Genomic DNA, 7277 nt, shown 5'->3' with positions numbered 1-7277 from the left:
GCCGGAGGTGGTGAAGGGGGATGGGGAGGCGGTGGAGATGGCTCGGACGTTCCTGCTGTCCTAGGGGTGCGCCATGGATGTGAAGTCAGCGCATCAATTTTCGTCGCTGCATAGACGACAGGTTGAGGCCAGTTCCGTCTGCGGCTGCTTCTTCTGTCTCAGTACGTTTGCGCCGTCTGAGATAACCGAGTGGGTCGATGAGAATCAGACTGCCTTGTGTCCAAGTTGCAACGTGGATTCTGTGATCGGCTCAGAGTCGGGCGTCCCCTTGTCACAGGAATTTCTTTCTTCCATGCGGTCGTACTGGTTCTGGTCGTGAGAAGGGGCGACGGTCACCCGTCGCCCCTTCTCATTTCTGAACCCCCCGCGCGAATCAGCTGAAAAAACTCTTCGCCTTCTCAAACCACCCCTTGTCGTTCGGGCTGTGCTTGTGGCCGCCCTTCCTGAACGACTCGTCGAGTTCCTTGAGCAGCTTGCGCTGGTGTTCGGTGAGCTTCACCGGCGTCTCGACCGCCACGTGGCAGTACAGGTCGCCGGGGTAGCTGCTGCGCACGCCCTTCACACCCTTGCCGCGCAGGCGGAAGGTCTTGCCGCTTTGCGTGCCTTCTGGCAAGTCGATGGTGGCCTTGCCTTGCAGGGTGGGCACGTCGATCTCACCGCCGAGGGCGGCAATGGTCATGCTCACCGGCACCTGGCAGTGCAGGTCGTCGCCCTCGCGTTCGAAGATGTCGTGCTTGCGCAGGCGCACCTCGATGTAGAGGTCGCCGGCCGGGCCGCCGTTCTGGCCGGGTTCGCCGTTGCCGCTGGAGCGGATGCGCTGGCCGTCGTCGATGCCCGAAGGGATCTTGATTTCCAGCGTTTTCTGCTTCTTGATCTTGCCCTGGCCGTTGCAGGTGACGCAGGGTTCGGGAATGATCTTGCCGCTGCCGTGGCAGTGCGGGCAGGTCTGTTGAACGCTGAAGAAACCCTGGCGCATCTGCACCTGGCCCTGGCCGTGGCAGGTGCTGCAGGTCTTGACGCTGGTGCCGGGTTTGGCGCCCGTGCCTTTGCAGGTTTCACAGTCGTCCCAGCTGGGGATGCGGATCTGGCTTTCCTTGCCAGCGGCCGCTTCTTCCAGCGAGATTTCCATGGCGTACGACAGGTCGGCGCCACGGTAGACCTGTCGGCCGCCGCGCTGGCCGCGCTGGCCGCCAAAGATGTCGCCGAAGATGTCGCCGAAGGCGTCGCCGAAGCCCGCGAAACCTTCCGCGCCCGGGCCGCCGCGCATGTTGGGGTCCACACCGGCGTGGCCGTGCTGGTCGTAGGCGGCGCGCTTCTGCGCGTCGCTCAGCATCTCGTAGGCCTCTTTGGCTTCCTTGAATTTTTCTTCGGCGGCTTTGGCCGTGTCACCCTGGTTGCGGTCCGGGTGGTGCTTCATCGCGAGCTTGCGATACGCCTTCTTGATTTCTTCGTCCGAAGCGTTCTTCGGTACGCCCAGAATCTCGTAAAAATCGCGTTTGGCCATGGTCTGGTGGGGGTCTGTTGGAACACAAACGCCGCGTCAGGTTGCCCTGACGCGGCGGCGGGTTGAAAGCCGTGCGACGGGCGATCAGCCTTTCTTGACTTCTTTCACCTCGGCGTCAACGATGTCATCGTCTTTCGCGTTGCTGCTGGCGCTCTCGGCGCTGGCGCCTTCGGCAGCGGCACCGGCCGCAGCGGCCTCGGCCTGCGACGCGGCGTAGACCTTTTCGCCCAGCTTCTGGCTGGCCGTCATGAGCGTTTCGGTCTTGGCTTCGATGTCGGCCTTGTCTTCGCCCTTGGCGGCTTCTTCCACGTCTTTCAACGCGGCTTCAATGGCTTCCTTCTCGCCCGCGTCGAGCTTGTCGCCGTGTTCGCCCAGCGACTTCTTGACGCTGTGCACCATGGCTTCGGCCTGGTTGCGGGCCTGAACGAGTTCGACCTTCTTCTTGTCGTCGGCGGCGTTGAGCTCGGCGTCTTTCACCATCTGCTGGATCTCGGCTTCGGAGAGGCCGGAGTTCGCCTTGATGGTGATCTTGTTTTCTTTGCCGGTGCCCTTGTCCTTGGCGCCCACGTGCAGGATGCCGTTGGCGTCGATGTCGAACGACACCTCGATCTGCGGCATGCCGCGCGGCGAAGCGGGGATGCCTTCGAGGTTGAACTCGCCCAGCGCCTTGTTGCCGGCGGCGATCTCGCGCTCGCCCTGGAACACCTTGATGGTCACGGCCGGCTGGTTGTCTTCGGCGGTCGAGAAGGTCTGCGCGAACTTTGTCGGGATCGTGGTGTTCTTCTGGATCATCTTCGTCATGACGCCGCCCATGGTTTCGATGCCCAGGCTCAGCGGGGTCACGTCGAGCAGCAGCACGTCCTTGCGGTCACCGGAGAGCACCTGGCCCTGGATGGCGGCGCCCACGGCCACGGCTTCGTCGGGGTTCACGTCCTTGCGCGGCTCTTTGCCGAAGAACTCTTTCACCTTGTCCTGCACCTTGGGCATGCGGGTCATGCCGCCCACCAGGATCACGTCGTGGATGTCGGAGACGCTCACGCCGGCGTCCTTGATGGCCATGCGGCAAGGGGCGATGGTGCGTTCGATCAGCTCTTCCACCAGGGCTTCGAGCTTGGCGCGCGTGAGCTTGATGTTCAGGTGCTTGGGGCCCGATGCGTCGGCGGTGATGTAGGGCAGGTTGAGGTCGGTCGCGGCCGAGCTGGACAGCTCGATCTTGGCCTTTTCAGCGGCTTCTTTCAGGCGCTGCAGGGCCAGCACGTCTTTGGTCAGGTCAACGCCTTGTTCTTTCTTGAACTCGGTGACGATGAAGTCGATGATGCGCTGGTCGAAGTCTTCGCCGCCCAGGAAGGTGTCGCCGTTGGTGGACAGCACCTCGAACTGTTTTTCGCCATCGACATCGGCGATCTCGATGATGGACACGTCGAACGTGCCGCCGCCGAGGTCATAGACCGCGATCTTGCGGTCGCCCTTTTCGGTCTTGTCCAGGCCGAAGGCCAGGGCCGCGGCGGTGGGCTCGTTGATGATGCGCTTGACGTCGAGGCCGGCGATGCGGCCAGCGTCTTTGGTGGCTTGGCGCTGGGCGTCGTTGAAGTAGGCCGGCACCGTGATCACGGCCTCGGTCACGGCTTCGCCCAGGTAGTCCTCGGCGGTCTTCTTCATCTTGCGCAGGATGTCGGCACTGACCTGCTGGGCCGAGATCTGCTTGCCACGCACTTCCACCCAGGCGTCGCCGTTGTCGGCGGCCACGATGGCGTAGGGCATGAGGTTGATGTCCTTCTGGACTTCTTTCTCGGTGAACTTGCGGCCGATCAGGCGCTTGATCGCGTAGAGCGTGTTCTTGGGGTTGGTCACGGCCTGGCGCTTGGCGGACGCGCCGACCAGCACCTCACCGTCTTCCTGGTAGGCCACGATCGACGGCGTGGTGCGGGCACCTTCCGAGTTCTCGATCACCTTGGTGGTGTTGCCTTCCATGATGGACACACACGAGTTGGTGGTGCCCAGGTCGATGCCGATGATTTTTCCCATGTTCTCTGCTCCGGTTCAAATAAAAAGAGGTTGAAAGAGGTGTGGAGGCCTTGTGCATCCCTTGTGGAAGATGTGTGGATAACTCAGGTGGTTTTCAAGCCCCTGCGCACACAAATGCCTTTATCGGGGGGCGGCCACGGTGACGAGCGCCGGGCGCAGCACGCGGTCGGCGATCAGGTAGCCCTTTTGCAGCACGGCGACCACGGTGTTGGCGTCCTGCTCGGCGGGCACCATGCTGATGGCCTGGTGCTGGTGCGGGTCGAACTTGGTGCCGGCGGCGGGCGCGATTTCGAGCACCTTGTGGCGCTCCAGCGCGCTTTTCAGCTGCTTGAGCGTGGCTTCGGAGCCCTCACGCAGCTGTTCGCGCGTGGCTTCTTGAATGCCGAGGCCGGCTTCCAGGCTGTCGGTCACGGGCAACAGGCTCTCGGCAAAACTTTCCACCGCGAACTTGCGGGCCTTGCTGATCTCGTCTTCGGCGCGGCGGCGGGCGTTTTCGGCCTCGGCCTTGGCACGCAGGAACTGGTCGGCCAGATCGGCGTTTTTCGTTTTGAGTTCGGTGACTTCGTTGGTCAGGGCGGCCAGCGCGTCGGCTTCGGCCACCGCGGCAGCGGCCAGGGCCTCTTCCGGGCTCTCGGGAGTGGGGTTCTCTGGGCTGTCAGCGGGGGTTTGTGGTTGGCTCATGGCGGGTAAAAGGTCGTGGAATCAAAGGCAAAGCTTGCCGTGCGCAACATGTAGGGGCGGTCGGGCAGGGTTCAAGGGCTGGCGACAGCAAATTGGCGCTCAGAGGGTCGCTCAAAGGGTGAAAGCCGGGGAGTTTCCACAGGGAACGCTGTCGACATCGCCTGGGAGGAAGCAGAAAGACCCGGCTTCGTGGGAGCCAGCCTGCTGCGCGACCTCTAGGGCGAAGCGGTGGACGCGGTTGCGGCCACCCTGGGGCGTGATTCTATGTTCCAGCGGGCCGCTGCCGGGTTCGACCGCCGCCTGAAGAGGTGCTCAGGGCGCGGCGGCGGGCTGCGCAGAGGCCGCGCTGGCCACCGCCGCGCGGGCTTGCTGCTGCGCCCACTTGCCGGCGAATTGCTGCACTTCCACCATGCGGCGCGCGAGGTCGGCCCCCTGGTGGGTGAGGCGGTAGCCGTCACCCGTGTGGTCCACCAGCCGGGCGGCGCGCAGTTCTTTCAGGCGGGTGTTGAGGGTGTTGGGTGTGACGCCACCCACGCTGTCTTGCAGCAGGCGAAAGGTTTGTGGGTGCCCGTCGCTCAGGGCCCAGATCACGCGCATCGCATAGCGCGATTCCAGCAAGTCAAAGAGCTGGATCACCGCGGCGTTGTCTTTGGAAGCCATGCTGTGTGTCTCCTGTCAACCACCCTCTGCCGGGGTGGCTGAGATCCACTATACGGAAATCCGGCCTTGCTAGCAGTTTGCTAGCTGCGTGCAGTGCAGCAATGTGGCGCAAAGGCCGACGATCAGGACTTACCCCGATTGCGCCCACGGGGCGGGAAGGGGCTTTACGGCCGGTAGACCCGGCTCAGCAAGGTCTTGAGGGTGTCCAGCTCTTTCGCCGTGAGGCGGCTCGCCACATCGATCTCCAGCTGGGTGGCGGTGGCCTGGGCGCTCTTTTGCAGTTTTTTGCCGGTGGGCGAGAGGTGCAGGCCCTGGGCGCGGCGGTCGGTGGGGTGGGGCCGGCGCTCGATCAGCCCGCGCTTGTCCAGGCTCTTGATCATGCCCACCAGGTTGGGCGGCAGGATGTCCAGCGCGGCGCAGACCTGGCGCGAGGTGATGCCGGGGTTGTGCGCGATGAGCGTGAGCACCGAGAAGTCCACCGGGCGCAGGCCGAAGGGGGCCATGCGCTGCAGGAACACGCCGATCACGGCCAGTGCCGCGCGCCGGGCGTTGTAACCCAGCAGGGATTCGAGGTAACTGGTGTCGATGCCGGTGTCGCTGTCGGCGGTGGTTGGAGCGGCTGTCGCCGTCTTGCGGGGGGAGCGCGGACGGCGCAGGGTGTTGGCAACGGACGGTTCAGACATGGTTGCCGAGGATAACGGTTGCGGCGCTCGCTGCGCTGAGGGTGGTCACGCTGTTGCCAGCGTGTTGTTCATCATCGCCAGCCGCATCTCGAACTCCGGCCAGACCCAGCGCCAGAAGCCGGTCTGCGCGGTCTGCCAGCGGGCGGTGTCCGCTCCCGGAGCGGCGCCGATGCGCGCCCAGGCCCAGGCCATGAGCAACATGGCCACGGCGCGCAGGAAGTCGTCGGCCAGCCAATGGGCCAGGTCGGCGGGGGCACCTGGGGCGGTGGCGCGCGGCAGCAGGCGCTCGCGCAGGAAGTCGCTGAAGCCGTTGATCTGCTCCTTCACGCGCAGGGCCTGCGGATCGTCGCCCAGCTCGGCGCCGATGTCGGCCAACAGCCGCAACAGGGCCGCACCGCCGTCGGGCAGGGTCTTGCGCAGCAGCAGGTCGATGGCCTGGATCTCGTTCGTGCCCTCGTAGATCATGGCCACGCGCGAATCGCGCACGATCTGCTCGATGCCCCATTCGCGCACGAAGCCGTGGCCGCCGAACACCTGCAGGCAGGCGCTGGCGCCGTGGAAGGCCTGGTCGGTCCAGGCGGCCTTGAGCACCGGCGTGACCAGCGTGCACCAGCGGCTGGCGAGCTCGCGGCGGGCGGCGTCGGCGTGGTGCTTCTGGATGTCGAGTTCGAGCGCGGTGCGGTAGGCGACCACGCGGCCGGCGTCGATCCAGGCGCGCTGTGCGTCGAGGATGCGGCGCATGGCGGGGTGCTGACCAACAAGATCAGCCTCGCCTGCTTTCGCCGAGCCACCGGGCGCGCGCATCTGGCGGCGTTCTTTGGCGTACGCGTCGGCCTTCTGCCAGGCGGCGTCGAGCAGGCCGATGCCCTGCAGGCCCACGTGCAGGCGCGCGGCGTTCATCATCACGAACATCGCGTTCAGTCCCTTGCCGGGCTCGCCGACGATCCAGCCCGGCGCTTCGTCGAAACGCATCACGCAGGTGGGGCTGCCGTGCAGGCCCATTTTTTCTTCGATGCGTTCGCACACGACGGCGCTTCTGGCGCCGTCTTCGTAAAACTTCGGCACGAGGAACAGGGACAGGCCCTTGGGCCCGGGCGGGCTGTCGGGCAGGCGCGCGAGCACCAGGTGCACGATGTTGTCGGTCAGGTCGTGTTCGCCACCGGAGATGAAGATCTTGGTGCCTGACAGCGCGAAACGCCCGTCGGTAAGAGGGACTGCCTTGGTGCGGCACAAGCCCAGGTCCGAGCCCGCGTGCGGCTCGGTCAGGCACATGGTGGCCAGCCATTCGCCGGTGGCCACCTTCTCCAGGTAGCGCGCCTTCAACTCGGCCGAGGCGTGGTGCTTGATGCACTCATAGGCGCCGTGCAGCAGGCCGGGCGCCATGGTCCAGCCGTGGTTGGCGGCGCTCAGGTTTTCGTAGAGCATGGCCTCCAGCGCGGCCGGCAGGCCCTGGCCACCGTCTTCGGTGGCGCAGGCCAGCGAGGGCCAGCCGGCTTGCCAGAAGGCCTGGTAGGCCTCACGGAAACCGGGTGGCATCGTGACCGCGCCCGTCTTCCACGCCGCACCCACTTCGTCGCCCTCGCGGTTGAGCGGAGCGATCACCTCGCCGACAAACTTGCTGGCCTCGTCGGTCACCTGCGTGAGCAGGTCTTCATCGACGTCCGCGAAGGCGGGCAGGGCCGCGAGCTGCTGCGGCGCCTGCAGCACGTTCTGCAGAATGAAGC

General features: G+C 65.2%; 6 protein-coding genes. All 6 read right to left on the bottom strand.

Annotated features, from left to right (window positions below; all coding sequences use genetic code 11):
• Nucleotides 1-373: 373 nt before the first annotated feature.
• Nucleotides 374-1504: a molecular chaperone DnaJ gene (dnaJ, locus tag B0E41_RS00430; protein WP_077327529.1), complete on the bottom strand. Its 1131-nt coding sequence runs from the start codon at nt 1502-1504 to the stop codon at nt 374-376.
• 84 nt (nt 1505-1588) lie between these two features.
• Nucleotides 1589-3529, bottom strand: a complete 1941-nt coding sequence (gene dnaK / locus B0E41_RS00425; protein WP_077327525.1) for a molecular chaperone DnaK — start codon at nt 3527-3529, stop codon at nt 1589-1591.
• A 120-nt stretch (nt 3530-3649) separates the two neighbouring features.
• Nucleotides 3650-4210, bottom strand: coding sequence for a nucleotide exchange factor GrpE (grpE, locus tag B0E41_RS00420; protein WP_077327522.1), 561 nt, complete (start codon nt 4208-4210; stop codon nt 3650-3652).
• 312 nt (nt 4211-4522) lie between these two features.
• A complete protein-coding gene (locus B0E41_RS00415) occupies nt 4523-4870 on the bottom strand; it encodes a winged helix-turn-helix transcriptional regulator (protein WP_077327519.1) in 348 nt (115 codons plus the stop codon).
• A gap of 164 nt (nt 4871-5034) precedes the next feature.
• Nucleotides 5035-5553, bottom strand: a complete 519-nt coding sequence (locus B0E41_RS00410; RefSeq protein WP_077327516.1) for a MarR family winged helix-turn-helix transcriptional regulator — start codon at nt 5551-5553, stop codon at nt 5035-5037.
• 45 nt (nt 5554-5598) lie between these two features.
• Nucleotides 5599-7277 (bottom strand): acyl-CoA dehydrogenase family protein (locus B0E41_RS00405; protein WP_143433592.1); only part of this gene is annotated, 1679 nt, incomplete at its 5' end.

The organism is Hydrogenophaga sp. A37, assembly GCF_002001205.1.
GTDB lineage: Bacteria > Pseudomonadota > Gammaproteobacteria > Burkholderiales > Burkholderiaceae_C > Hydrogenophaga.
This window is presented reverse-complemented; position numbering and strand designations above follow the sequence as displayed.